Annotated in this window: 18 protein-coding genes and 2 tRNA genes; 12 read left to right on the top strand and 8 right to left on the bottom strand. The window is 35.6% G+C overall.

All coding sequences use genetic code 11. From position 1 onward, the window contains the following. Positions 1 to 92 precede the first annotated feature (92 nt). From SJY09_RS09945 to SJY09_RS09935, 3 genes are all read left to right on the top strand, one after another. On the top strand, positions 93 to 3,452 hold the full coding sequence (locus SJY09_RS09945; RefSeq protein ID WP_396635566.1) for a VCBS repeat-containing protein: 3,360 nt from the start codon (positions 93 to 95) through the stop codon (positions 3,450 to 3,452). Continuing rightward, positions 3,445 to 6,705 carry a VCBS repeat-containing protein gene (locus SJY09_RS09940; protein WP_396635565.1) on the top strand — a complete coding sequence of 1,087 codons (3,261 nt, stop codon included), beginning with the start codon at positions 3,445 to 3,447 and terminating at the stop codon, positions 6,703 to 6,705. Before SJY09_RS09945 ends, SJY09_RS09940 begins: the two co-directional genes overlap by 8 nt. A 65-nt stretch (positions 6,706 to 6,770) precedes the next feature. Next, complete coding sequence (locus tag SJY09_RS09935; RefSeq protein WP_396635564.1) at positions 6,771 to 7,685, top strand: hypothetical protein; 915 nt, start codon at positions 6,771 to 6,773, stop codon at positions 7,683 to 7,685. A gap of 200 nt (positions 7,686 to 7,885) precedes the next feature. On the opposite strand, the gene SJY09_RS09930 is transcribed toward SJY09_RS09935, so the two are convergent. From SJY09_RS09930 to mutS, 3 genes are all read right to left on the bottom strand, one after another. Then, positions 7,886 to 7,969: transfer RNA gene (locus tag SJY09_RS09930), tRNA-Leu, on the bottom strand. Positions 7,970 to 8,044: 75 nt separating this feature from the next. After that, positions 8,045 to 8,116 (bottom strand) — tRNA-Gly (locus tag SJY09_RS09925). A 141-nt stretch (positions 8,117 to 8,257) separates the two neighbouring features. Continuing rightward, the gene (mutS, locus tag SJY09_RS09920) at positions 8,258 to 10,840 is read right to left on the bottom strand and encodes a DNA mismatch repair protein MutS (RefSeq protein ID WP_396638620.1); all 2,583 of its coding nucleotides are present in this window, start codon (positions 10,838 to 10,840) and stop codon (positions 8,258 to 8,260) included. A gap of 144 nt (positions 10,841 to 10,984) precedes the next feature. Here mutS and SJY09_RS09915 point away from each other — a divergent pair, with 144 nt between their 5' ends. Beyond that, positions 10,985 to 11,515, top strand: coding sequence for a TrmH family RNA methyltransferase (locus SJY09_RS09915; protein WP_396635563.1), 531 nt, complete (start codon positions 10,985 to 10,987; stop codon positions 11,513 to 11,515). A 112-nt stretch (positions 11,516 to 11,627) separates the two neighbouring features. Here the strand turns inward: SJY09_RS09915 and folK are convergent, their stop codons facing one another. Continuing rightward, positions 11,628 to 12,773: a 2-amino-4-hydroxy-6-hydroxymethyldihydropteridine diphosphokinase gene (folK, locus tag SJY09_RS09910; RefSeq protein WP_396635562.1), complete on the bottom strand. Its 1,146-nt coding sequence runs from the start codon at positions 12,771 to 12,773 to the stop codon at positions 11,628 to 11,630. 71 nt (positions 12,774 to 12,844) lie between these two features. Here folK and sppA point away from each other — a divergent pair, with 71 nt between their 5' ends. The 3 genes from sppA to SJY09_RS09895 are packed head-to-tail and all read left to right on the top strand — an operon-like array spanning position 12,845 to position 18,091. Further along, positions 12,845 to 14,602, top strand: a complete 1,758-nt coding sequence (gene sppA / locus SJY09_RS09905; protein ID WP_396635561.1) for a signal peptide peptidase SppA — start codon at positions 12,845 to 12,847, stop codon at positions 14,600 to 14,602. A gap of 3 nt (positions 14,603 to 14,605) precedes the next feature. Beyond that, positions 14,606 to 15,316: a queuosine precursor transporter gene (locus SJY09_RS09900; protein ID WP_396635560.1), complete on the top strand. Its 711-nt coding sequence runs from the start codon at positions 14,606 to 14,608 to the stop codon at positions 15,314 to 15,316. Between the two features lie 45 nt (positions 15,317 to 15,361). Then, entirely contained in the window at positions 15,362 to 18,091 is a 2,730-nt protein-coding gene (locus SJY09_RS09895) for an AsmA-like C-terminal region-containing protein (protein ID WP_396635559.1), read from the top strand. Here the strand turns inward: SJY09_RS09895 and SJY09_RS09890 are convergent. Further along, positions 18,084 to 18,878 carry a DUF2797 domain-containing protein gene (locus SJY09_RS09890; protein ID WP_396635558.1) on the bottom strand — a complete coding sequence of 265 codons (795 nt, stop codon included), beginning with the start codon at positions 18,876 to 18,878 and terminating at the stop codon, positions 18,084 to 18,086. The two genes, SJY09_RS09895 and SJY09_RS09890, sit on opposite strands and share 8 nt — an antisense overlap. 77 nt (positions 18,879 to 18,955) lie before the next feature. On the opposite strand from SJY09_RS09890, the gene SJY09_RS09885 reads away from it, so the two are divergent. From SJY09_RS09885 to SJY09_RS09865, 5 genes are all read left to right on the top strand, one after another. Beyond that, the gene (locus SJY09_RS09885; RefSeq protein WP_396635557.1) at positions 18,956 to 20,476 is read left to right on the top strand and encodes a GH3 auxin-responsive promoter family protein; all 1,521 of its coding nucleotides are present in this window, start codon (positions 18,956 to 18,958) and stop codon (positions 20,474 to 20,476) included. Between the two features lie 22 nt (positions 20,477 to 20,498). Further along, a complete protein-coding gene (locus SJY09_RS09880; protein WP_396635556.1) occupies positions 20,499 to 21,611 on the top strand; it encodes a helix-turn-helix domain-containing protein in 1,113 nt (370 codons plus the stop codon). Between the two features lie 94 nt (positions 21,612 to 21,705). Then, entirely contained in the window at positions 21,706 to 22,236 is a 531-nt protein-coding gene (locus SJY09_RS09875; RefSeq protein WP_396635555.1) for a hypothetical protein, read from the top strand. Between the two features lie 20 nt (positions 22,237 to 22,256). Beyond that, a complete protein-coding gene (locus SJY09_RS09870; RefSeq protein ID WP_396635554.1) occupies positions 22,257 to 22,610 on the top strand; it encodes a hypothetical protein in 354 nt (117 codons plus the stop codon). A gap of 271 nt (positions 22,611 to 22,881) precedes the next feature. Further along, the gene (locus SJY09_RS09865; protein WP_396635553.1) at positions 22,882 to 23,439 is read left to right on the top strand and encodes a hypothetical protein; all 558 of its coding nucleotides are present in this window, start codon (positions 22,882 to 22,884) and stop codon (positions 23,437 to 23,439) included. A 1-nt stretch (position 23,440) separates the two neighbouring features. On the opposite strand, the gene clpX is transcribed toward SJY09_RS09865, so the two are convergent. From clpX to tig, 3 genes are all read right to left on the bottom strand, one after another. Continuing rightward, on the bottom strand, positions 23,441 to 24,676 hold the full coding sequence (gene clpX / locus SJY09_RS09860; protein WP_396635552.1) for an ATP-dependent Clp protease ATP-binding subunit ClpX: 1,236 nt from the start codon (positions 24,674 to 24,676) through the stop codon (positions 23,441 to 23,443). Between the two features lie 85 nt (positions 24,677 to 24,761). Then, positions 24,762 to 25,442 (bottom strand): ATP-dependent Clp endopeptidase proteolytic subunit ClpP, encoded by a 681-nt coding sequence (gene clpP / locus SJY09_RS09855; RefSeq protein WP_396635551.1) that lies wholly within the window; start codon positions 25,440 to 25,442, stop codon positions 24,762 to 24,764. Positions 25,443 to 25,529: 87 nt separating this feature from the next. Next, a complete protein-coding gene (tig, locus tag SJY09_RS09850) occupies positions 25,530 to 26,852 on the bottom strand; it encodes a trigger factor (RefSeq protein ID WP_396635550.1) in 1,323 nt (440 codons plus the stop codon). Positions 26,853 to 26,892 lie beyond the last annotated feature (40 nt).

The following is a 26,892-nucleotide window of genomic DNA, read 5'->3' as shown; positions in this document are numbered from 1 at the left end:
TTTTGAGATTATTTGAGTTAATTTCAATGAATAGGGTTGGTGTAGTTTGCCAACCCTATTCTCTTATATAAAGATAAATATTCTTATTTAATATGATAACACACAGTAATAGCTTTGGTTTAAAATCTATTCCATCCTATATAAAATGGTGTGCATTTTTTTTACTTTCTATAGTTTTTTCTTGTCAAAATTCTACAACATCAGACAATAATACCTTATTCACAAAATTAGAGCCCCAACAAACCAACATCGATTTTGAAAACGTTGTTGCCAACACAAAGGATTTAAACATTTTTAATTATCGTAACTTTTACAATGGTGGCGGTGTTGCAATTGGAGACATAAATAATGATGGTTTGGCAGATATGTTCTTTACAGCCAACATAAATAAAAACAAATTATACTTAAATCAAGGCGATTTTAAGTTTAAAGATATTACCAAAGAGGCCGTTATCGAAGGCATTAACAATTGGTCTACTGGCATTGTTATGGTAGATATAAATGCTGATGGATGGCTAGATATATATGTATGTAACGCTGGAAACGTAGAAGGTGATAACAGGAAAAACGAATTATATATCAACAATAAAGATTTAACGTTTACAGAATCAGCGGCAGACTATAATTTAGCAGACGATGGTTTTACTACTCAGGCCACTTTTTTTGATTATGATAAAGATGGCGATTTAGATGTTTACATACTCAACAATAGTTTTATACCGGTTAGCTCCTTAGGCTATTCTGATAAAAGGGATTTACGCAGTGAAGATTGGGATATTCCTGATATGCTTAAGGGTGGTGGGGATAAACTGCTCAGGAACGATAATGGCAGGTTTGTTGATGTCAGTGACGAAGCTGGTATTTACGGCAGCCTTATTGGTTTTGGACTCGGCGTTTCTGTAGGTGATATAAATAATGACTCTTGGCCAGATTTGTATGTTTCTAATGATTTTTTTGAGCGAGATTATTTATACATCAATCAAAAAAACGGTACCTTTTTAGAAAAAATAAAAGACTTTACCTCACATACTAGCCTCTCTTCTATGGGGTCAGATATTGCAGATATTAATAACGATGGTTTTCCCGAAGTTTTTACTACGGATATGTTGCCTGAAGATAATATTCGACTCAAAGAAACTAGTGAATATGAAAATTATGATTTACTACAATTAAAACGAAGTAAAGATTTTCACAACCAATACATGCAAAATGCCTTGCAATTAAACAACGGTAATAATAGTTTTTCAGAAATCGCTTTTCATTCTGGCGTTGCTATGACAGATTGGAGTTGGGGCGCTTTACTATTAGATATTGACAATGATGGTTATAAAGATATTTTTGTCTCTAACGGTATCTATCACGATTTAACCAATCAAGATTTTATGGATTTCTTCGCCAATGACATTCTGCAAAAGATGGCACTTAGCGGTAAAAAAGAATCTATGAATACGGTGTTAGATAAAATGCCGAGTACGCCCATAAAGAATTACGCTTTTAAGAATAATAAAGATTTAACGTTTACCAATGCTGCTGAAGCCTGGGGAATTGATGACGAAAGTTTTTCTAACGGAGCAGCCTATGGCGATTTGGATAATGATGGTGATTTAGATTTGGTCATTAACAATGTCAACCAACCTGCCTTTGTGTATAGAAACGAATCTAACAAAAAGAAAAATAACAATTACATACAGCTTAAATTAAAAGAAGAAAATAAAAACACCTATGCTATTGGTAGTAAGGTAACGGTGCATATGGGCAATCAAGTTTTAACCCAAGAACTGTACCCTTCAAGAGGGTTTCAATCCTCTGTTGATTACACTTTAACTTTTGGGGTGGGAGACGCTACAAAAATAGATTCTCTTAAAATAGTATGGCCAAATGATAATGTTCAAACCTTAATAAACCCGGTATTAAATACACGGTTAGAAATTTCCAAACCAGATGATTCTAGTTTGCTTAAAACGCAACCCGTAGCTAACAAAAACACTTTATTTACTCAATTAAGCCAAGATTTCGAAGCCCATAAAGAAAACAACTACGTAGATTTTGATTTTGAAGGTTTGCTGTTTCAAATGCTATCAAAAGAAGGGCCAATTACTGCCATTTGCGATGTGAATAAAGACGGTAAAAAAGACTTTTATGTAGGCGGTGCTAAAAAACAAAAAGGTAAATTATACCTATCCAAGCAAGATAGGTTCGTCGTAAAAGAGACCGCAGCTTTTGCAGAAGATGTGCTTTTTGAAGATACGGCTGCTACTTTTTTCGATGCTAATAATGATGGTAATTTAGACCTCTTAGTTGGTTCAGGAGGTAATGATACTAGCTCTTCTAAACTTGGGTTACGATTATATTTAAATGATGGTAAAGGAAATTTTATAAAAAACCCTAGTCTTCAGATACCATTTAATAACTATAACACAGCCGTATTAAGAGCTAACGATTTTGACAATGATGGCGATGTAGATGTCTTTGTGGGTAACAGAAGTGTTGTTGGGGCTTATGGTTTAACTCCTAAGCACTATCTGCTAGAAAATGATGGTAAGGGTAGTTTTAAAAATGTAATAACAGAAAAAGCGCAGGACGTTGCTGAAATTGCCATGATAACAGATGCTCAATGGGTAGATGTAAATAATGATAAAACAAAAGATTTAGTTGTAGCCGAAGATTGGGGTGGCATACATGTTTTTACAAATACATCTGGTCACCTAGAAAATACCAGTATTCATCTTAACCAACTAAAAGGGTGGTGGAAATCGGTAAAAGTTTTGGATGTAGATAATGATGGTGATATGGACTTTGTCTTGGGTAACAGGGGCACAAATACCTCTTGTATTCCAGACAGTACTAATACCGTTAAAATGTTTGTCAACGATTTTGATTTTAATGGCACTATAGAGCAGATTGTCACAAAGCAAGAGGGCGGTAGAGATATGCCAATTCATCTTAAGCGAGATTTAACAGCTCAGTTAGCGCATCTTAAAAAAGAAAATCTGAAGTTTTCTGACTATTCCAGAAAGTCTATTAACGATTTGTTTTCAGAAAAAAAATTAAATCAATCCATACAAAAAGAAGTAAATACATCGCTAAGTGTAATTGCCATAAACAATGGAAATAGCCACTTCACTATTAAAGCTTTACCTGAAAGAGCGCAATTATCTTGTATCAATGACATGGATTTTGTAGATGTTAATAATGATGGCTTTTTAGATATCATCTACGGAGGAAACAATTATGCTTTAAAACCACAATTTTCACAGCTCGATGCAAGCTTCGGGGGGTTATTGCTCAATAACGGAAAAGGTGATTTTGACTGGGTTAGCTATACTGATTCTGGCATTTTTGTAAAAGGCGTTGTGAATAGTGTCAATGTTATACAAGATGACAAAAAAGATACTAAAGTGTTGTTTGGGATTAACAATGAAAAACCTGTTTTGTTTTCATTAAATGACTAAGATTTATCTACTTAGCGCGCTATTTATTCTTATTTCTTGTCGCCATCAAGAAGCACAAAAGCAATTTGTATTAGTTTCAGAATCACACTCTGGTATTGACTTCGCTAACCAATTAAATGCTACTGATAAAGTAAACATCTTAGACTACCTTTATTATTATAATGGTGGTGGTGTTGCTATTGGAGATATTAATAATGATGGCTTACAAGACATTTATTTTACGGGTAACCAAACCAAAAATAAACTCTACTTAAATCAAGGATCTTTTAAATTTAAAGATATAACACAGACTTCTGGTACTGCAGGAACCTCTGAATGGAATACAGGAGTTACCCTAGCAGATGTAAACGGAGATGGATTGTTAGATATTTACGTTTGTGCTGTTACTGATATTTGTGACTTAGAAGGTAAAAACGAATTATTTATTAATAACGGAGATACAACGTTTACTGAGAAAGCCGCAGCTTTTGGACTAGATTTTAAAACCTATGCCACCCAAGCCTCTTTCTTTGATTTTGATAATGATGGTGATTTAGATATGTATTTGCTTAATCAAGCAGTGCATACAAAAGATGCTTATGGCAAGGCTAGTATTCGTAAAAAAAGGCACGATAAAGCAGGAGATAGATTACTTAGAAATGACAACAATATCTTTGTAGATGTAAGTGAAGAAGCGGGTATTTATGGCGGAATAAATGGCTACGGATTAGGTATTACCACTGCAGATTTTAATAATGATGGTTTTACCGATATTTATGTCTCTAATGATTTTCATGAAGATGATTTTTATTATCTAAATCAAGGCGATGGTACATTTAAAGAAACTATAAAACAACAGTTTGGTCATACCAGTAGATTCTCTATGGGTAGTGATGCTTCAGACATCAATAATGATGGTTTTTATGATTTAATAACTTTAGATATGTTACCTGCTTCTGAAAGTGTTTTAAAAGCATCAGTGGGAGAAGATAATAGCGATATACAACATCTTAAAGTCAATAATTTAGGCTACCACTATCAGTTTGCAAGAAATATGTTGCAAATAAACAAAGCTGGAATTCACTTTTCTGAAACTGCTTTGCTAAGTGGCGTAGCAGCTACCGATTGGAGCTGGTCTCCACTATTTGCCGACTTTAATCTAGACGGCATTCAAGATTTGTTTATTTCTAATGGTATACCTAAACGTCCAAATGATTTGGATTATATCAACTATGTTTCTAATGAAGAAATTAGTAAAAAACTAACGAATAAAACGATTTTAAATAAGGAGGTTATTGAAAAAATGCCTTCAGGGGCATATCAAAATTTTGTATTCGAAGGTACCAAAACAACTTTCTTTAAAAACCAATCTTCAGCCTGGCTGCCTGAAAAAAAATCTTGCTCTAACGGAAGTGCCTTTGCAGATTTAGATAATGATGGCGATTTAGATATTGTATCTAACAACATAAACCAAAAAGCCTTTATCTATGAAAATATCAATGCTAAAAACCACTTCTTAAATTTTAAATTAAAATTTAAAGGAAAAAACCAATTTGCAATCGGCAGTAAGGTTGTTGTATTTGAAAAAGAAAAAATGCAATATAAACAGCTTTATGCGTCAAGGGGTTTTCAATCTTCATCAGACATTACTTTAAATTTTGGTATTGCAGAAAAATCAAAAGTTGACAGTGTACTCATTGTTTGGCCAGATAATACGTTTCAAAAATTAAAAGGACATATAGCCTTAGATACCTTAATTACGATAGAACCGACTAATAATAGAGCGCAATTTGACTATAGTAGTTTGCAACCTAAATATAAAAAGCGCTTTAAAAAAGTAGTAGATAATTTGGGTATTAACTACAATCACGTAGAAAATAGTTTTATTGACTTTAATAGGCAAAAGCTAATACCCTACAAAATTTCTAACAAAGGCCCTGCCATAGCTGTTGGAGATTTAAATAATGATGGGCTTGACGATATATTTTTCGGGGGAAGTAAAAATAATGATGCGCAACTATTTTTACAAAATGACACTGGCTTTTCGTTGAAAATTGATCCCGCACTTACCAAGGATAGAAAGGCAGAAGATATTTTTGCGATAATAGCAGATTTTGATAAAAAAAACGGAAACGATATTATAGTAGCTTCTGGTGGCGGAGAATATTTTCATAAAGCAATACCCTTACTGAACAGGCATTATAAGAATCAAGGCAATGCTACTTTTCTTAAATCTGATACATTTCCTGAAATATATGAAAATACTTCAGTAGTAAAAATGGCAGATGTTAATGGTGATGGTGATTTAGATCTATTCATAGGAAATTATGCTACCTCTAGCGATTTTGGAAAGAAAAGTGATGGGTACATTTTAGAAAATACTCCCGAGGGTTTTGCAATAGCCAAAAGCTCTGATTTTACTGATCTTGGTCTAATAACTGATGCTACCTTCTCTGATTATGACCAAGATGGTGATGCGGATTTGATTGTGGTAGGCGAGTGGATGTCGCCCATATTCTTCAAAAATAATTCAGGACATTTTACAAAAGATACTACGCTATCTAATGAGAATTTAAATGGCCTTTGGCAAACTATTGCTCCCTTTGACATAGACAACGATGGTGATCTAGATTATGTGCTTGGCAATTGGGGGTGTAATACAAAATTTAAGGCATCCACAGCATACCCAATGCTCATGTATTATGGAGATTTTGACGAAGATGGCAGTACCGAAACAGTTACTGCTATTGAAAAAAATAAGGAATATTATACCAATTTGGGTCTAGACGAATTATCAAAACAATTACTATTCTTAAAAAAAGACTTTCCGTCTTATAAAAAGTTCGCAGGTAAAACACTCAATGAGCTTTTCGCAGATGAAACTTTGAAAAAGGGCACTACCATATTTAAAGTACATGAGTTAGCTTCTGGTTATTTAGAAAATAATAAGGGAGCATTTCAATTTGTGCCTTTCCCCGCGGGATTACAAGTAGCACCTATTACAAATACACTTGTTTTTGATACTAATGGTAATGAAGAAATTCTTTTGGCAGGTAACAATTTTGTAACCACACCATACCACGGAAGGCTCGATGGGTTTTCTGGAGCCTTGCTTTCTAGCACCAAAGAAATTAAATATGGCCATCAAATAGGGTTGAATCTGGTGCAAAAACAAATAAAATCAATGAACATAGTAACCGTAAAGACTGAAAAGTATTTGCTAGTTACTAGCAATAATGAAAAAGCAGCTGTGTATAAAATTCAAGATAATTAAACGCTTGAAGTTAAATTTGTAGATTAATGCTTTATGACGAGGCAACTTAAAAAATTAAAATTAAAATGAAACCTAAAATTATTACCTATGCCAGTTTCGCAGCGCTTCTTTTAGCTGCTTGGTATTTAGTGTTAAAACCTTATGATTATCAGATTATAATTAACGCTAATACATCTAAAGGCACATGTTTTCAAAGTGTTTTAAATTGGAGTGAAACACTAGAGAAAAAGCGAGGTATTTCAAGCTTTATAACCAATAAAGAACCTTTTAAAACTATTGATCAATCATTAGAATTACCTAACCATGATTTAGAATTAAAATGGACAATAGAAACCAAAAATGATTCAGCTGCTGTAATTAATTTGAATATCAAAAATAAAACCAATGCCGTAATCGAGAGGATTAAAAAAGTATTTGGTACATCTGAATTGCAAAAAGTAATCAATAAAGAAATAACAGATTTTAATACTGGTTTAGTAAAGCATTTAGAGGAGTTTAAGGTACATGTTGATGGTGTTAGTAGAAGCCCAGAAACTTACGTTGCATACGTTCCTATAAAAGCGAACCAAAAGGATAAAGCTGGTAAGATGATTTCGAACAGCGCTTACATCAATACTTTTTTAATAGCGCATAATATCAAATTACAGTCGCATCCTTTTTTAGAAGTAACAACATGGAATGTTAACTCTACAGATTTAGAATTTAACTTTTGTTTTCCCATAATCAAAACAGATAGTTTGCCGGTGCATGAAGAAATTAAGTACAAACAAATTCAAGGAAAATCTTCAGTAAAAGTAACTTTTAACGGTAACTATAGTATTTCAGATAGAGCGTGGTTTGGCGCTCACCAATATGCCGAGGAAAACGATATTAAAATAAAACCAGCACTCATTGAAATTTTTTACAATAACCCACATCTGGGAGAAGATGAAATGAGCTGGAAATCAGAAGCATTCATTGAAATAGATAGCCGTAATTAAATAACACAAGAAAAATAATATTTTTAATAACCTGTGCCTCAGTATTAGGAATAATGCTATTTGATTATGATGCTCGGGTAATTAAGGATGCTTAGTTTTACTTCAACGAATACAATAACTTAACGCAACAAATCAAAATTTTAGAATTGTTGTGCTTAAACAAAAAAAGCCAAGGTTGTAAAACCTTGGCTTTTTATTTGTACTCGAGATGGGACTTGAACCCATACGGACTAATGTCCATTGGATTTTAAGTCCAACGTGTCTACCAATTCCACCACTCGAGCCTGACCGCCCTAAGGCGTGTCTCCTATTGCCTAAAGGCATGGACAAAAAAAACGCTGACATGCAGCGTTTTTTAGAGCGAAAAAAGGGATTCGAACCCTCGACCTCCACCTTGGCAAGGTGATGCTCTACCCCTGAGCTACTTTCGCGTTTGGTACTCGTATTTAAAAGAACATCATTCGTAATGAATGCGGGAGCAAATTTAATACATTTCTATAAATTGCAAAGGAATTTCTTTTAAAAATGATGATAATCCTGCTTTTGAAAAAGGAAACGCTTCAAAAGAAAACTTAACTCGTTGCCTTCTTGTTCTTTGTGAGTAAACGCTTTATTTCATTAAGTTTCATTAAAGCTTCAACAGGGGTGAGCGTGTTGATATCTAAATGTAAAATTTCTTCCTTGATTTCTTCTAAAAGCGGGTCGTCCAGATTAAAGAAGCTCAATTGCATTTCATCTTGCGCTACTTGTAATTTTTCTGTTAACTCCTCGTTGGAATGTGATTTTTCTAGTTTTTTTAAAATTTTATTGGCCTTGAGAATAACTTGTTGCGGCATTCCTGCCATTTTAGCGACGTGGATACCGAAACTATGCTCACTTCCCCCAGGGGTTAATTTTCGTAGAAATAATACATTGTCCTTTAACTCTTTAACGGATACATTGTAATTTTTAATACGTTCAAAAGAGCCTGTCATTTCATTGAGTTCGTGATAATGTGTGGCGAACAAGGTTTTGCCCCGTGTTGGGTGCTCATGTAAGTATTCAGAAATGGCCCAAGCTATGGAAATACCATCGTAGGTGCTTGTTCCTCTTCCAATCTCATCCAGAAGTATTAAACTTCGTTCTGACAGATTATTTAGAATAGAAGCCGTTTCGTTCATTTCTACCATAAAGGTAGATTCTCCCATAGAAATATTATCACTGGCGCCCACACGTGTAAAAATCTTATCTACATAACCAATTTTGGCGGATTCCGCAGGTACAAAACTTCCCATTTGCGCTAAAAGCACAATTAAAGCGGTTTGACGCAGTATGGCAGATTTACCACTCATATTGGGCCCCGTTATCATAATAATTTGTTGCTTGTCCCTGTTTAGGGAGACATCGTTAGCGATATAAATTTCCCCTAAGGGCAATTGTTTCTCTATAACCGGGTGCCTTCCATTTTTAATTTCTAGCGCAGTAGTATCGTTTATTTCCGGAAGTGTATAATCGTTTTCTTTGGCTAATTGGGTAAAACTACAAAGACAGTCCAGTTGCGCTATTAATTGCGCATTATTTTGAACTGGGGAAATGTATTCCTGCATCCACACGATTAGTTGGGAGAAGAGTTGTTGTTCTAACGTTGAGATACGGTCTTCAGCGCCTAATATTTTTGCTTCATACTCCTTTAACTCTTCTGTAATATAGCGTTCGGCATTAACCAAGGTTTGTTTTCGTATCCAAGTTTCGGGTACCTTATCTCTGTGGGTGTTTCTGACCTCAATATAGTAGCCAAAAACATTATTAGACGCTATCTTCAAGGAAGTAATTCCTGTAGCTAGGGTCTCCCTTTCCAACATTTTATTAAGATAATCTTTACCTGAGGTGGCCAAACCTCTAAGCTCGTCCAACTCGTTTGAGAAGCCTTTTGCTATAACCTTGCCTTTGAGAATATTCACGGGAGCTTCCTCGCTTAACATCTCCTTTATTTTGGAACGTAGTAAATCACAGGATTGTAATTGGTCTCCTATAAGTGCCAAAGCTTCATTTTTAGCGTTGGAAGCAATTTGTTTAATGGGGACGATGGCCTCCATAGAATTTTTTAACTGAACTACTTCCTTCGGATTTACCTTCCCGGTCGCTATTTTGGAGATAAGTCGCTCCAAATCTCCCATTAATTTGATGTTGGCTTGTAATTTGTCCAAAAGCATCTCTTGTGCCATTAAATGACTTACAACTTCATGTCTATGCTTAATTTTTTGGATATTTTTGAGCGGAAGTGCTAGCCACCTTTTCATCATACGGCCTCCCATAGGTGAAATGGTCTTATCAATAATGTCTATTAACGTAACCGCATTTTCATTGGTAGAATGATAGAGTTCAAGATTTTTAATGGTAAACCTATCCATCCAAATATAATCATCCTCTGCAATACGCTGTAACCTATTTATGTGTTGTAATTGTCTATGCTGTGTTTCTGATAAATAGTGTAATATAACTCCAGAAGCAACAATGCCGTGAGCTAGGTGGTCAACACCAAAGCCTTTAAGGGTTTTGGTATTAAAATGATTGGTTAGGTTTTCCAGCGCATAATCATCTTGAAAAATCCAATCTTCCAAGTAAAATGTATGAAATTGTGCGCCAAAGATTTCGGCGAACTCTTTTCTGTGTTTTTTTGAAATGAGTACTTCGTTAGGAGCAAAATTTTGCAATAACTTATCAATCTGCTCTTCGTTACCTTCTGCGGTTAAAAATTCACCCGTAGAAATATCAACAAGGGCAAGGCCCAATTTTTTTCGACCAAAATGAACGGCGCATAGAAAATTGTTGCTATTTGCGGTTAAAATATCGTCGTTTAAAGCTACGCCAGGAGTCACTAATTCCGTGACACCACGTTTAACAATGGTTTTGGTTTGTTTGGGATCTTCTAGTTGGTCGCATATGGCAACGCGCTGACCAGCTTTTACCAGTTTGGGCAAATAGGTGTTGATAGAATGATGTGGGAAGCCTGCCAACTCCGTTCTATCCCCACCATTATTTCTGTGGGTAAGTATAATTCCCAGTATTTTGGAAGCTTTTACCGCGTCTTCTCCAAATGTTTCATAAAAATCACCCACTCTAAATAGCAGTAGTGCATCAGGATGTTTTGTCTTGATGGTATTGTACTGCTTCATCAAAGGGGTTACCTTTTTTACCTTTCCTTTATCTGCCACTGCTTTTATCTACCTATTTTTGTTCAATGGTAACGAATATATGCCATTCTCAATGCGATTTAAATTTTTGTTGATATTTAAGGTTGATAGTTGAAAAGTATTCTAATGAGAAAGTTAAGAAACGATGAACTTGAAAGGTTAGCGGTAACCGATTTCAAAAAAGCCAAGAAACTTCCTGTGATTATTGTTTTGGACAATATTAGGAGCCTAAATAATATTGGGTCCGTTTTTAGGACAGCTGATGCGTTTTTAGTTGAAAAAATATACCTCTGCGGCATTACTGCAACACCTCCTCATAAAGATATTCGTAAAACAGCCTTAGGAGCTACGGAAAGTGTTGTTTGGGAATATGCGGAAAGTACCGTAGAGCTTATAACAAAATTGAAAGCTGAGGGTAAAATCATAGGTTCAATTGAGCAAACAGAGGGTTCGAAGATGTTGAATAATTTTAATCCGGAAAGTAATAGCACATACGTTTTGGTTTTTGGTAATGAGGTAAAAGGAGTGCAGCAAGATGTTGTAAACCGTTCTGATATTACCATAGAAATACCCCAGTTTGGAACCAAACACTCTTTAAACATCTCCGTAAGCGTGGGGTTGGTGATTTGGGATTTTTGGTCAAAAATGAACAAATAAAAAACCCAACCGAAGTTGGGTTTTAGTATAGTTTGAGTTAGTTAGTTTCTCCTTAGAGCATTACAAGAAAGTGAATACATTTCTTTTACGCAAGGAAATTGCCAAAATTGTGTTAATAATTTTGCTGTAGGGCAAAATCTTGAATGCTGTTTAGAACAGTTTCATAGTCTTCTTTATTGTTTACAAAATCCAATTGCGATACGTCTATAATTAGCTGATTTTCTTTAGGATAGGTCTTTAAAAAATCTAGGTAGCCTCGATTAATATGATCAAGATAAACGGCATCAATACTTTGCTCATAGTCCCTTCCTCTTTTTTTTATCTGCTCTAGAAGACGAGTGGTGTTCTGATACAGATAAACATATATTTTTGGCTTTTTAACTTCCTTGTACATGAAATTGAAAATCTTACGATATAATGCGTACTCTTCTTTTTGGAGCGTTACCTTGGCGAAAATCAATGATTTGAAAATATCATAATCACTGATCATAAAGTTCTTGAAAAGGTCGAACTGACTTGTGTCATCCGTAAATTGCTGATACCTATCTGCCAAAAAGGACATTTCTAAAGGAAAGGCATAACGGGCCTTATCTTCGTAAAAATTTGGTAGGAAAGGATTTTCCGCAAAACGTTCTAAAATAAGTTTAGCATTAAAGTCATTTGATATCTTAGTGGCAAGGCTGGTTTTTCCTGCGCCTATATTTCCTTCAATGGCAATAAACTGAAGACTGGAAAATAAGGAAGCTCTGCTGGTATGGAGCTTGCCGCTCGTTTTAGTTAATTCACTTTTATCCTTACACTGTTGCAAGAGGTTTCTACTGTCTTTCTTTAAAACGGGATGATAGAATTGCGGTGCAATATCGCTTAGCGGTCGTAAAACAAACTTACGTTCCGCCATTCTTGGGTGAGGAATTTTTAATTGTTCCTTTTCAATGATGAGGTCACCATAATAAATGATATCAAGATCAATAACTCTACTTTGATAGGTTGGGTTTTTAGTTCTTTCTCTGCCTAACGATGTTTCAATATGCATTAGTGCTTTGAGCAAGTCATCTGGAGAGAGTGAGGTTTCTAGGACAAAGCATGCATTTAAAAAATCGTTAGCTTCAAAACCCCAGGAGGGCGATGTGTAAATTGGAGATATTTTCCCCACCTGCCCCAAAGTATTGGAGATAAGAAAAATAGCCTTTTGTAGGTTCAATTTTTTTGCTCCTAGATTGCTTCCAATAGCTATATATGCCGTTTGTGTTTTATCCATAATATAAGGGCAAAATAAACAAAACAATTTCACTTTGGTTATCTTTGAAACGTAATAATAATCGTAATTACATGAATTTTTTAAGAAATTTCTTGGCGGCTATCCTAGGGTGTATGGTTGCCATTGGTATTATTTTCATTATGTTCTTTGTATTGGTCAGTCTTTTGGGAAATGATGAGAACGCAGTAACCGTAAAGAATAATTCAATTTTAGAAATACAATTGCAACGGCCCATTGCCGACTATACGGGTACTAGTGAAGTAAATCCCTTTTCTGGATTATTCGAGGAGTCTCAAGGGTTAGACGAAATTCTTCATGCCATAACAGTTGCTAAGGATGATGAACGTATTAAGGGTATAAGTATCAACAACAATTTCATTATCGCTGGTTTGGCCCAAACACAAACTTTGCGTAAAGCCCTTATGGAATTTAAGGAAAGGGGGAAGTTTATCTATTCTTACGGGGATTTTTATACACAGAAAGATTACTACCTGGCAAGTGTTTCAGATTCCGTATTCATTAACCCGGTAGGGGTTTTAGATTTTAAAGGATTGTCATCAGAAGTGTTATTTTTCAAGGATTTACAGGAAAAGACCGGTATTAAGATGGAGGTTATACGACATGGTAAATATAAAAGTGCTGTGGAACCCTATTTGGAAAATGAGATGAGTGATGCCAATCGGGAACAAATCAAAGAATTGATTCAATCCCTTTGGAATTCAATGGTGGCCGACATCTCTGGCGATAGAAATATTTCTGAGCGGGACTTAAATGGTATTGCCGATACTTTGGGCGGTAGAACGCCTAAGTACGCAAAACAGTCGGGACTACTGGACGATGTTATTTTTTACGACGAATATGAAAGTAAACTCGCAAATGCTCTTTCGGTAGAAAGTTCGGATATTGATTATATAGGCCTAGAGGATTATACAAAGTATGCGAATAAAAAAGTATTGAAATCCGGGAAGGATAAAATTGCAGTAATCTTTGCACAAGGAGAAATTTTCTATGGCGAAGGAGGTCCCGATATTATAGGACAAGGAATTATTAACAAAGCGCTTATTAAGGCTCGTGAAGATGATAAAGTAAAGGCCATTGTCTTAAGAGTAAATTCGCCAGGAGGTAGTGCCCTAACCTCTGATATTATTTGGAGAGAGGTAGAACTGACAAAGGCGATAAAACCCGTTGTGGTTTCCATGGGTAATGTAGCGGCCTCAGGAGGGTATTATATTGCGGCCGGTGCTGACAAGATTTTTGCAGAACCCACCACGATAACCGGTTCTATCGGTGTTTTTGGCACTGTTCCAAATGTTAGTGAATTTGCCGAGGATATAGGCATAAATGCGGAGCAGGTAGGTACTAACAAAAACTCCGTGGATTACTCTCTCTTTGAACCTATGACAGCTACTTTTAGAAATCAGGTGCAGGAAGGTATTGAGGATACTTATGAAACTTTTCTAGAGCGTGTTGCACAAGGGCGTAATATTACCGTTGCACAGGCGGATAGCCTGGCCCAAGGAAGGGTATGGAGTGGTATCGATGCTAAAGGACTAGGCTTGGTAGATGAGTTGGGAACGCTGGAAGATGCTATAGAGGCTGCGGCGAATATGGTAGAATTATCTTCTTACGGAATTAAAAAATTCCCCAAATATAAATCAGGTTTTGAAAGATTTATGGAAGACCTAGGAGGCGCTAGTGCAAAAACTAAGGAGCGTATGTTTAAAGAAGAAATAGGGAATGAGTTCTACACTATCTTAAAAAATGTAAAATCTATAACAGAACAGAAAGGTGTGCAGGCAAGAATGCCATTTACCTTGAATATAAAGTAGATAATGGTGCAGAAAGATAAGGTGCTTGCCCGCAGTATATATTTATACTTAGGAGCTCTTTTTATTACTTCTTTAGTGGTCTCCAATCTTATATTCCAGAAGTTTTTTTACTGGAATCCTTTCGGGGATATCACTATTTTCGGAGCTCCTTTATTTGAAATTTCGGTAGGGATATTACCGTATCCGATTACCTTTTTAATTACAGACTTAATTTCTGAAATCTTTGGAAGAAAAAAGGCGAACCAAATCGTGGTGGCCGGTATTTTTGCATCCTTCTTTTCATTGGCAATCGTTTATACTGCAAACGTGGTTCCGGCAACCGCATGGTCTCCTGTAAATGATGCCTTATTTACGTCCGTTTTTGGGAATACCATCGTTGCCGTTTTCGCTTCTATGATGGCTTATCTGTTGGCACAGTTTGTAGACATTCAAATATATCATTTTTGGAAGAATCTTACCAGAGGCAAGTATTTATGGCTGCGAAACAACTTTTCTACCTTTTCATCTCAATTAATAGACACTTTTACGGTAGTACTTTTGTTATGTGCTTTTGGCGAAATTCCTTGGGATAAATTCACGGGTCTTGCAATCAGTGGTTTTATTTTTAAGATTATTATAGCATTTATAGACACCCCTTTCCTTTATTTGTTCGTATATATACTAAGAAAACGCTTTAAATTGTCCGTTGGTCAAGAAATAGACCTAGACGTATAATATTAAACGTAAATAATAGTTCTTAAGAAAAATCGTACAACTAAGATGAAAAAGAAGATTTTTAGAGTTTTTGGTATTCTGGTATTACTCATAATTGCACTATTGATTGCAATTCCATTTTTTTTGGAAGGTAAGATAGGGGCTATCATTAAAAATAATGTAAATCAGAACGTTAATGCTACGCTAGATTTTTCGGATGCAGATCTTAGTCTTCTTAGTAGTTTTCCCAATGCTGAGGTTTCTCTAAGCAATGTTAGTTTAATTAACGAAGCGCCTTTTAAGGGAGATACGCTTTTTGCTGCTAGAGGTGTTTCCTTAAAAATGGGTGTCATGCAACTTTTTAATGGTGGAGATGATCCGATTTCTATCCAAAGTTTAGCCTTGGAGGAGGCTTTATTACATATTCAGGTTGATGCAGATGAAAATGCTAATTATGATATTACAAAGGAAGTGGCGACTGACTCCGACCAAGAAAATACTACTTCTGAGGGTTTTACCTTTAATATGAAATCTTATGAGATTCAGAATGCTACCGTGCTGTACGACGATTTCTCAACGGGGCTACATTTAGAAATTTTATCGATGAACCATAAAGGAACAGGAGATTTATCACTGACCACCTCAGAGTTGGATACCCATACAGACGCTTTGGTTTCTTTTGAAATGGACAGTACTAATTATTTGAATAAGAATAAAATACAGTTAGATGCTTTAATTGGTATCGATTTAAATGAAAATAAATATTCGTTTTTAAAGAATGAAGCTTTAGTCAATCAGCTGCCACTTGTATTTGATGGTTTCGTTAAGTTGAATGAAGATGAAAGCCAAGACGTTGCCATTAGCTTTAAAACACCATCTTCGGATTTTAAGAACTTTTTGGCCGTAATACCGGAAACCTATTCCCAGAATATTTCTAATGTTAAGACTACGGGAAATTTTGTTGTTGCTGGTGATTTTACCGGTACGGTAGATGAAACGCATATTCCAAAGTTCAATGTCAACATCAATTCGGAGAATGCATCCTTTAAGTACCCAGACCTACCCAAAACAGTAAGTAATATATACTTGGATATTGCGATAAAGAATACTACTGGGAAAATAGAAGATACTTTTGTGGACATTAATAAGGCTTCTTTTAATATAGATCAAGACAAATTCAACCTTACTTCTAAAATAGTAGAACTCATGGGCAATACCAAAGTAAATGCCCATATAGATGGAAAGATGAATTTGGCCAATCTAGAGAAAGCATATCCCATGCCAGAGGGTTTAAGTTTAAAGGGACTTTTAAATGCAGATATAACTACTGCCTTTGATATGGTGACTATAGAGAAAAAGCAGTACGGGAATACAAATACTAAAGGTACTATGAGCCTTAAAGATTTTGAGTATAAATCTGAAGAGATGCCCAATGCTGTAAATTTAAAATCAACCGCAGTAACTTTTAATCCAAACACGGTTAGTTTAAACGAACTAGTAGGCTTTTCGGGAGAAACGGATTTTAAGATATCCGGTACTATGGATAATTTTTTGGGATACCTTTTCAACGATGAAAATATTGAAGGAAACTTCAACTTAAAATCCAATATTTTTAATCTCAATGATTTTATGGTCATCGAGGAAGAAGAGTCTAATGAGAAGGTTGCGAACTCCCAAATAGCTGAAAAAATTAAAATACCATCTTTCTTAAATGCAAATTTTAATGCTGCTGCGAACACGGTAATCTACGATAATTTAACTCTTAAAGATGTCAAAGGGAACTTAAGGATTAGGGATGAAAAGGCTATATTGAGCGAAATGACGTCTTCTCTATTTGATGGGAAAGTTGCCTTTAACGGTGAGGTTTCTACTAAAAATGATGTACCCACCTTTATGATGAAATTGGGAATGGAACAGCTTAAAATAGGAGAGACTTTTCAAGCTTTGGAATTGTTCAAGGCGCTGGCTCCGGTAGCTGAGGTTTTAAAGGGTAATTTTAGTTCGGACATTGCATTATCTGGTAATCTAACGGATGATTTTACGCCAGATCTATTGTCTTTGAGCGGTAATATTCTAGCCAATATACTTACTAGGGAGATTAATGCCGAGAAGGCACCAATTCTAACGGCATTAGGTAGTAAACTCGATTTTATAGATATAGAGCAGTTAAACCTTAAAGAGCTTAAAACAAAGCTCTCTTTTAAGGATGGTCTCGTCTCCGTAAAACCATTTACAGTAAACTATAAGGATATTGCAATAAATGTTGATGGCAATCATACGTTTGATCGCAAAATGAACTATAAAGCCACTTTAGAAGTGCCAGCTAAATATTTAGGAAAGGATATTAACAATTTAATAGCTAGAATTGACGATGCTTCCTTAAAGAATTTAACCATTCCGGTAACAGCAAATATCGGCGGGGTCTATAATAGTCCGCAAGTAAGTACGGATTTTACTTCTGGCGTCAAGAACCTTACCAATCAATTAATAGAAATTGAAAAGCAGAAATTAGTAAATAAAGGAAAGGATAAGGCTAAAGATTTAATAGGAGGAATTTTATCTCGAAACAGTTCTAATACAGATTCTCTAGAGAAACAAGACCCTGCTACAGACGGTGCTAAAGAGGTGTTGGGCGCTATTTTTGGAGGTGATAAAAAAACAGATTCTACGAAAGTCAAGACGGACACCCTTCCTACAAAGAAAGAAGATGTGGTTAAAGATGCTGCGAAAGATATTTTAGGAGGTTTGTTCGGTAAAAAGAAAAAAACCGAAGCAAAAAAGGATTCCGTTAATTAACGGTTATGCCAACATAATAGCCCTCATTACTACGAACGTTAAATACGGTACTATCTTCAAAGATGAGATATTGTCCTTTTATACCTTTTAAAACACCAGTAAAATTTGGGGTTTTGTCCAAATTAAGACTCTTTACTTTTTCTGGATAGTTCAGAACGGGAAAGTCCAGATGCGTTTCACTATTATTTGTTATAAAATAAGCTGCTGCTTCCTCTGGTATATACTGTTTCAATTTGTTGCGCCACTCAATTAAATTTTCATCAACTACAGTGTTCGTCAGCATTTTTCGCCAGTTCGTCTTATCGCCTACATGTTCTTTTAAAGCTACCTCGGTGATACCTGCTAAATAACGGTTCGGAACCTCCACAATTTCAATAGCTTCATGCGCTCCCTGATCTATCCACCTGGTAGGAACTTGTGTTTTTCGGGTTACACCTACTTTTACATTACTAGAATTTGCTAGGTATACAATATGGGGCTGTAGCTGTACTTTCTTTTCATAATCCAAATCCCTATCCTCTTTATCTAAATGGGCGGTACTCAACTCTGGACGCATTATCCAATCTCCTGCAGAGGGTATTTCAAAAAAACAAGATTTACAGAAACCCTGTCTAAAAATAGGCCTGTCATTACCGCAGTTAATGCATTGATGTTTTATGAAATTAATTTTTACCTCCTTGTTCAGAACCTGATTCATATTCAGAAAATCCGATTCAAAAATTAAATAATACTGAATGGGTGTGCCAATTTCTGTTTGCATTTTTCGTAAAACACCTTGGTACTGCATGGGGAATATCTTTAGGACTGTTCAATTTGAAAATGATAGGGATATAACCTATTTTAGGCGTACAAAGATACCTAAAAATGCCGATTCCACTATTTAATTCTATTGCTTCTTGGTTGCTTAAAAAGCGGTATCATCAAATAGAACTCTTCTTAAAATACCCTGAAGAGGTACAGCAAGAAGTATTGGTGCAGCTTTTAGAAATAGCGGAGGGTACAGAGATTGGGCTTAGATATGGGTTTAATAGTATTACCAATTACGAAACCTTCAAGGAACGTGTTCCATTGGTTTCTTATGAAGATATAGAGCCCATAATAGAGCGGACTAGAAGGGGTGAGCAGAACCTTTTTTGGCCAACTTCCGTAAAGCTATTTGCTAAGAGTAGCGGTACAACAAATGCGAAAAGTAAATTTATTCCCGTAAGCCTGGAGGCTTTAGAGGACTGTCATTATAAATCGGGTAAGGACTTGCTCTGTCTTTATTTGAACAACAATGAAAACTCGCAGTTATTTACTGGTAAGAGTCTACGGTTAGGCGGTAGTAAGGAGTTGTATGAGGATAATGGTTCTTTTTTTGGAGATCTTTCGGCCATTCTTATAGATAATATGCCACTTTGGGCAGAATTTAGCAGTACGCCAAGTAATAAGGTTTCGCTGATGAGCGATTGGGAAAGTAAGCTAAAGGCGATTATTAATGAAAGTGTAGCAGAAAACGTGACTAGTTTAGCTGGGGTGCCATCATGGATGCTCGTATTGTTAAACAGTATGTTAGAAGAAACCGGAAAAGATAATCTATTTCAGGTCTGGGAAAATTTGGAGGTCTACTTTCATGGCGGAGTTAGTTTTAGTCCGTATAAGGAACAGTACAAATCACTACTTCCGCGAAGACAGTTTAAGTATTATGAGATTTACAACGCATCTGAAGGATTTTTTGCCATTCAGGACAGGAACAATGCAGATGATTTATTATTAATGTTGGATTATGGTATTTTCTATGAGTTCATTCCCATGGATACGTACAATACCTCTGAGCAGTCAGAAATACCGCTTTGGGATGTTAAAGTGGGCGTTAATTACGCCATTGTAATTACCACGAATTCTGGCTTGTGGCGTTATAAAATTGGGGATACGGTAAGGTTTACCTCTAAAAATCCGTATCGTATTAGAGTTACCGGACGTACAAAACATCATATAAATGTGTTTGGGGAGGAGCTCATTATAGAGAACGCGGAAGAAGCGCTTAAAAGTGTTTGTAAAAAAGCAGAAGCTGAAATTAAAGATTATACAGCCGGACCTATTTTTATGGAGGGAAGGGAAAAAGGTAGTCACGAATGGATAATTGAATTTAGAAAAGCTCCAAAAGATATGGGTTATTTTACAGAATTTTTGGATAATGCCCTGAAGTCCTTGAACTCTGACTATGAGGCCAAACGCTACAACAATACTACCTTAAGTATGCCTAAAGTGCATATAGCGAGAGAAAACCTTTTCTATGATTGGTTAAAGATTAATGATAAACTTGGTGGTCAACATAAAATACCTAGATTATCGAATAAAAGGGACTATATAGATGAACTACTTCAAATGAATATTGATATATAGAATAACATAAAATTAGCTGTTTATGACTGCTATATTCAATTTTTTAATGATTGCAGGTGCTGTGCAGGGCTTTGTGTTCAATATAGCAACCTTTGCCTCCCGTAAAAAAATTGAAAAACCAATTCTATATCTTAATTTATTCGTATTATTTCTGTCCTTAAATAATTTGCAATCTTGGTTAATCGATGAAAATCTTCTCTTCGAAGGTATTAAGTGGCAAAATTTCACTTTACCGTGGTACGTTCTTATAGTGCCTATGTTCTATGCGTTTTTATTGTATTATTTAGAAATAGAAGAAGAACGGTTCTCATTAGTACGGCTATCTATCGGATTGTTCTTTCTGGAATTGTTGACCAGAACGGTCGCGAACGTGATGGTGGTAAGTAAGGTTTGGCCAGCTCATTATTTGAGTATTTATAATAATATCGAGGACGCTATTACATTGGCCTTTTCATTATTTCTTTTTTATAAATCCATCAATATTGTGTTTCGGTTTAAACCAATTGAAACTCCTGTTTTAGCTTTTGATGATTTAAAGTGGTTAAAATGGTTCTTTTATCTTGGTGGAGGAGTATTCTTGCTTTGGATACTATCCATCGTCTTTAACATTACAGGATGGGTCGCAAAACCCTATAGTTATTACCCGCTAAGGTTGGGTTCTTCAGTTTTGATATATTGGGTAGGTTACCAAGCTTTTTTCAGATATACAATTCTTAAAGATAGAGTGCTATTAAGAAAGGAAATAAGAAGTAAAAAGCCTAAGGAGGGAAGGTTAAGGGATAGGAACAGCAGAGGTCAGGTTGCCTTTTCCGAGGTCGACGATTATGTTTTGTCTAATCAAAAATATTTAGACCCTTATTTGAGTTTGGAAATCTTGGCAGAGGAGTTGGGCAAGAGTACAAGTAACCTGTCTAAATTAATGAATACCTACGCAGGTCAAAATTTTTCTGACTATATCAATAATTATAGAGTTATTGAGGCTAAAAAATTATTGGCTAACGAGAATTTCGAAACCTATACGATAGTTGCCATTGGTCTTGAATGTGGTTTTAATTCTAAATCTACTTTTTATACTTCTTTTAAAAAATTTACAGGTTTAACACCAACTATCTATAGGAAAGAAGCCGTTTCGTAGATGCTTTTATTGTCCAGATTTCTCTAGTTTGTAGAATTTCGGACAGTTCGGATTATAGGTTGCCCTAGTTTTGGACAAACTAAAGTCTAGGCCCATGAGAGCGTTAACAGTTATTTTCTTTTTTACAATAATCTCAAATCTGATAGCCCAAAAGAATACTGTTTTCCTAGAAATTGGAGGTCAGGGAGGTGTCTCTTCAATTAATTATGAAAGACAGTTGAACAATAAGTCTACCGGCTTGGGTATACGAGCTGGTATGGGAGTCAGCGTATTTGAGTTTAAGAGAAATGAGCTCAGTTCTGAGTCAATGGCCGGCTGCGTTATTTGTGGAGTGAATATTGGTGTGCCAAGTATTTTTCTAACCCTACCAGTTGCTGTACAATACCTCTATGATATTAAAAATGAAAATGCTATAGAAATGGGTCTAGGAACAACTTGGCAGCTGTCTTCTCCATCAATTCTTGTTCATTACGCTGCTATTGGGTTTCGAAGAAATTTCGGTCGCAAAAAAAGGTGGATTTGGAAAGTTAATGTTACGCCCATCATTGGGGTAAGTGGAGAAAATATTCAAAGGGATTCAGAGCCAACTATTTGGGGAGGTGTATCCCTTGGAAGAAAATTTTAATACATTTAAAATAAGTAATTATGAAAAAAATAATCATTTTCACACTCCTTTGTTTACTTCTTAATAGCTGTTTTAGCTATAAAAATATAGATTTAGATAAAGAGGAGTTTAATCTCAACACTATTTTTAGAATAACGAAGACCGATAATGAAAAAAAGAAAGGAAAATTACATTCCTTAAATGATAGTTTAATCGTCTTGGAAAGAAAACCCGGCGAAAAGCACACAGTTTTTAAGGGGAATATACAGCAAATCCAAAAAAGAAAATTTTCCCTAGCTAAAACTATCGCCTTGCCAGTCGGAATTACTGCAGTTGTTACAGCTGTGACCGTTTCTGCGTTGGCCAACTGGAGTATTTCCTTAGATGGGTATTGATCAGAATTAGTTTATAAATAGTCATTCAATTCTAGTTTTAAATCTTCTGAAATTTAAAGACTGTCAGGAAGTTACTAATGCTTTCAAAAGTAGGAAAACATTACTTTTGAAAAAAGGGTTTGCGTTTGAACCCAATAAATCAATGGTTTAACCGATAAACTGACCTACATCGAGGAATTTCCTCACATGAACAATTAAATAACAGTTTTAGACGTTTAAGAGAGAATTTAGTCAACGAATTACCAAACTAATATTTAATTAAACTACTATTATGGCTGAAAGACTAGTAATTGTTTCTGATATGTGGGGGGCAAAAAAAGGTCTCTGGATAACTTCGTATTTAGGCTACTTACAACAATATTTTGATATCACATTTTATGATAGTCAGCAATTAGCAAATCTAGATCTGGCTGTTAATAGTGAGGAAAATATTCATAATGCTTTTGTAGAAGGTGGTATCGATACGGCTGTTGCGCATTTGTTGAAAAGAGAACAAACGCCAAGTTATTATTTAGCTTTTAGTACAGGAGGTACTATCGTATGGAATGCAGCCAAAATGGGATTGCCTGTAAAATCGCTTTACAGTGTTTCTGCTACACGCATACGACTAGACAATGAGAAGCCTTGTGTGCCATTTAAGTTGTTATACGGAGCGAACGATACTTACGCACCAAATGACGATTGGGCAACTACGTTAGGAATTAATATAGATGTGATGCCAAATTTTGGACATACCCTTTATTCCGACGAAAAGATTATTCGTAAAGTATGTTTGGATTTACTTCAGCAAGTCACTCAAATTATACCTAAAGAAAAGAAGGCAGTATAGCTTAGGATACTGCTTTTAACTTTTTAACGGTCTCGTAAGAAAGTTTTTGTTCCGCATAAGGTTTTGTAACCTTAAATTCTGTTTCTCCGCTTGTTGGCATCTCAAACATAGCATCGGTAAAAATTGCTTCACAAAGTGATCGTAATCCTCTTGCCCCAAGTTTATACTCAATAGCTTTTGCGACAATATACTCCAAAGCTTGGTCTGTTATGGTAAACGTAATGTTATCCATAGCAAAAAGCTTTTCATATTGCTTGATGATTGCGTTTTTAGGCTCAGTAAGAATTGCTCTAAGTGTCTTTTCGTCCAAGGGATTCATGTGGGTTAAGACAGGTAATCTCCCGATGATTTCCGGTATTAAACCAAATTCCTTTAAATCCTTTGGTATAATATATTGTAGCATATTGGAATCATCCAGTTGCTCATCTACCTTAGATGCATTGTAGCCTACGGCTTGCATGTTTAAGCGTTTGGCAATAGAGCGTTCAATACCATCGAAGGCCCCTCCTGCAATAAACAGAATATTTTCTGTGTTAACTTCTATGAATTTTTGATCCGGATGTTTACGACCTCCTTTAGGCGGAACATTGACCACGGTGCCTTCCAATAATTTTAAAAGGCCTTGTTGTACGCCTTCTCCCGAAACATCTCTTGTTATGGATGGATTGTCACTCTTTCTGGCAATCTTGTCAATTTCATCAATAAAAACGATACCGCGCTCTGCTTTTTCTAAATTATAATCTGCAGCTTGTAATAATCGTGTTAAAATACTTTCAACATCCTCGCCTACATAACCCGCTTCCGTTAATACGGTGGCATCAACTATGGCTAAGGGTACATTGAGCATTCTTGCAACGGTTTTGGCCATAAGGGTTTTTCCGGTGCCTGTTTGCCCTACCATAATAATATTACTCTTCTGTATTTCTACATCATCTTCTTTGGAGGACGGTTGTAAAAGTCTTTTGTAATGATTGTATACGGCTACGGACATTACCTTTTTGGTGCGCTCCTGCCCAATGATAAAGGTATCTAAGAAAGATTTTATTTCCTGTGGTTTTTTTAGGACCAACTCAGAGGAAAGGTCGTTCGTTTTAGTTTGCCTAGATTCTTCGGCAACTATGCCATGGGCTTGTTCTATACATCTATCACAAATATGAGCATCCAAACCTGCAATCAAAAGATTGGTCTCCGGTTTTTTCCTTCCACAAAACGAACATTCTAAATTTTCTTTTGCCATATAACTATTACAATAACCTAAACTATAACGAGAGTATTTTGATTTTGGTTCAAAAAACTAAATTAATTTTGGTAGTTGGTCGAAATTATTTCTTGTCCCTAACCAAAATTTCATCAATCATGCCATATTCCAGCGCAACATCGGCCTTCATCCAGTAATCCCTATCACTATCGTCATGTACTTTCTCCACTTTTTGTCCAGAGTGCTTGGCTATAATTTGATAAAGCTCGTCTTTGAGTTTTAATATTTCCTTTGCCGTAATTTCTATATCACTGGCCTGTCCTTGAGCACCGCCCATTGGTTGGTGAATCATTACTCTAGAATGTTCTAAGCCACTGCGCTTTCCTTTTTCACCAGCGCAAAGTAAAACCGCACCCATTGATGCTGCCATACCAGTACATATAGTGGCCACATCAGGATTTATAAATTGCATGGTATCGTAAATACCAAGACCCGCATACACACTTCCTCCTGGAGAATTGATATATATCTGAATATCTTTTGAAGCATCTACACTTGCTAAGAACAATAATTGTGCCTGTACAATATTGGCAACTTGGTCATTGATACCGGTGCCTAAAAATATAATACGGTCCATCATTAGCCTGGAATAAACATCCATCGCAATAACGTTCATTTGTCTTTCCTCAATGATATTCGGCGTCATGTTAGTAGGGTACATGCTACTCATGATATTGTCGTAGTATGTGCTACTGATACCTTGATGTTTTATGGCGTAATTCTTAAATTCTTTTCCGTAATCCATAAATTTTTAATCGATTTTAATGGTAAAAAAAGGTGCCGAAAAAGTTATTTCCGGCACCGTAAAGATACTTAATTTATTGTATGAATACTACCCGTTAACTTCTTTGATGAAGTTTTCATAAGTTACTTCCTTTGTCTTTAAGTTAGCTTTTTCTTTATAAAGATTAAGAAGTTTTTGACTCATCAATTGTTCGGATAAGCGTTTTACTTCATCTTGGTTGCCTAAGACTCTTGCGGCTATGTTATCCAATTCTTCCTCTTGGGGGTCTAACTGTCCAAATTGTGCCATTTGCGATTTTATAAAACCTTTGGCAAATTCCTTAAGTTCATCAAACTGTACTTGAAGGTTGTTCTCATTTATAACTTTACCTTCAATTAGTTGGTAGCGTAAGCCTTTTTCAGATTTTTGGTATTCTTCCGTAGCTTCTTCTTCCGATAATTCCTTCTCGCCGGTAACCTGAATCCACTTGGTTAAAAACCCAGAAGGTAAATCAAACTTGGTATTCTCAATAAAATATTCTGTTACATCGTTAAGTAATTTCTGATCAGCCTGTTGTTCAAACTGCTTCTCAGAATCATCTATAATTCGTTGTCTAAGCTCTTTCTCTGATGTAACGGCATCCTTTCCGAATAACTTATCAAAAAGCTCTTGATTTAGTTCGGCAGGTTCTCTTTCGTTAATCTCAGTTATCGTAAAGGAAACTTCAATATTTAGTTTTTCTGATTTTTCCTTAGAAATGCCAAGAATACTACCAAGCAGGTGGTCTTCTTTCACCAATCCTTTTGTTTTTAAGGTAACCGTATCTCCTACTTTTTTGCCTACCAGACTATCAATGGCCTTTTTGCTTTTAAGTTTGTCTAGTTCTAGAAGTGTTTGGTTGTCTATTTCTTCCGCTTCGTTAAAGAACTTACCAGATACTTCATTTGTTTTTTCTACAACATCTTTGCTTACTAATTTCCCGTATTGTTTTTGAATACGTTCTACTTGCTCCGTAACCATTTTTTTGTCTGCAACTATCTTGTAGTGCGTAATTGCCTTTTTAGTTTTTAAGGGAACTTCAAAACTAGGCGCTAAACCTAACTCAAACTCAAAATCGAGTTCTTCTTGGTCCCAGTCAAAACTATCTTGTTGTTTTGGCAACGGATTGCCTAGTACATCTAGTTTTTCTTCTGTAAGGTATTTGTTTAAATTGTCTTGAAGTAATTTGTTCACTTCGTCAACTAAAACAGCTTTTCCATATTGCTTTTTGATAAGTCCCATGGGAACCTGTCCTTTTCTAAAGCCTGGAATATTAGCTTGTTTTTTATAGTCTTTAAGGATGGTATCTACTTTATCCTGATAGTCTTCCTTTGTAATAGCAACTTTAACAACAGCGTTTAAATCGTCTATCTGTTCTTTTGTAATATTCATTCCTTAATTTTCTTATTGTACTTATATAAAACGGGATGCA

Origin of the sequence: Maribacter sp. R77961, from assembly GCF_044594925.1 — a bacterium.
Lineage (GTDB): Bacteria > Bacteroidota > Bacteroidia > Flavobacteriales > Flavobacteriaceae > Maribacter.
The sequence above is the reverse complement of the archived record's forward strand: the minus strand, read 5'-3'. Positions and strand labels throughout refer to the sequence as shown.